This is a genomic window from Methylobacterium sp. WL12 (assembly GCF_008039475.1).
Lineage (GTDB): Bacteria > Pseudomonadota > Alphaproteobacteria > Rhizobiales > Beijerinckiaceae > Methylobacterium > Methylobacterium cerastii.
Map to the genome: position 1 here is coordinate 1 of NZ_VRUW01000204.1, position 1529 is coordinate 1529.

Annotated in this window: 1 protein-coding gene and 1 pseudogene; both read left to right on the top strand. The window is 67.7% G+C overall.

Annotation, left to right across the window (positions count from 1 at the left end; genetic code table 11):
• The coding region (locus FV226_RS27485) for a TonB-dependent receptor (protein WP_147765401.1) at window positions 1-1260 on the top strand (1260 nt) is incomplete at its 5' end.
• A pseudogene (locus FV226_RS27490) lies at window positions 1260-1529 on the top strand (hypothetical protein); the annotation flags it as partial. The gene FV226_RS27485 and the pseudogene FV226_RS27490, both read left to right, overlap by 1 nt.

Here is a 1529-nt window from a genome sequence, read left to right on the forward strand (position 1 = left end):
GGCGACGATTCCGTGTCGGAGGCCGGGATCCTGCAGGTCCGGTTGGAGCACGCCTTCAACACCGACTGGCATTTGCGGGTCGCCACGCACCTCAACACCGGTAGCCTCACCGGCCTGCAGACCGGCGCGACCGGGATCCTCGACGACGGGCGCACGCTGCTGCGCGAGTTCCGCCGGCACGACTTCACCTGGGGCGTCGCAATCGGGCAGGCCGAACTCGTCGGGCGCTTCGAGACCGGGCCCATCGCCCACACCTTGCTGCTCGGCCTGGAGCACGAGCGCTACAACAGCACCGAGAACCTCCTGCGCTCGACCCCGCGTCTCGACCCCTTCGCCATCGACCTGTTCAACCCCGTCTACGGGCAGGCCAAGCCCCCCTTCACGCGCCGCTACAGCGCCAGCGAGAACGTCGGCAACACGGCGGTCTACCTCCAGGACCAGATCGCCCTGAGTCCGGAATGGAAGCTGCTGCTGGGCAACCGCACCGACTTCTACAACCAGACCTTCCGCGACAAGGTCGCGAACGAACGCACCGAGCAGGACCGTACCGGCTTCTCGCCGCGAGCCGGCCTCGTCTACCAGCCGCTGTCGTTCCTGGCCCTCTACGGCAACGTCGCCGCCTCGTTCCGCCCCAACACCGGCTTCGACAGCGCGTCCCGGCCCTTCGCGCCCGAGACCGGGTTCGCCTACGAGGTCGGGACCAAGCTCGACCTGTTCGACGGCCTCAGCGTGACGGCGGCCGCCTTCCACATCGAAAAGGAGAACGTGCTCACCACCGACCCGGCGGACTTCTTCTTCCAGATCGCCGCGGGGGCCGTGCGCAGCCAGGGCTTCGACGTCAGCCTGGTCGGGCAGGTCACGCCCGAGTTTCGGGTGATCGGCGGATACGCCTTCATCGACGCGGCGGTCACTCGCGACGAGGTGCTGCGGGTCGGATCACCGCTCCTCAACATTCCACGTCATAGCGGCTCGCTGCTCGGGATCTACGAGGTTCAGGCCGGCGACTGGAAGGGTTTTGGGATCGGCGGTGGGTTCCGAGCGGTCGGCTCGCGGCTCGGCGACAGCGGCGGCGAGAGCTTCCGCTTGCCGGGGTACATCCTGACGGACGCGCTGGCCTACTACCGCTACGAGAACCTGCGCTTCGGGCTCAACGTCGACAACATTTTCGACGAGACCTACTACGAGCGCTCCTACAACACCTTCTGGGTCGGCGTCGGCGAGCCTCGGCGGGTCACCGTCAGCATGACGGCACGGTTCTGATGAGCGAGCGTCCGGAGCCGCCAAAGGCGTCGGTCAGTCTATCGCTCCTGTCCGGCCGCATCGCCTCCATCGATGCCCTGCGCGGGCTGGTGATGGTGCTGATGCTCCTCGATCACCTGCGCGAGACCTGGTTCCTGCACGTTCCCGTAGCCGACCCGGTCGACGCCCGGACTGCCCTGCCGGCCGTGGCCCTGGCCCGCCTCCTCGTCAGCCTGTGCGCACCCATCTTCATCGCGTTGACCGGCGTGGCTGCGTACCTGTTCGGCACC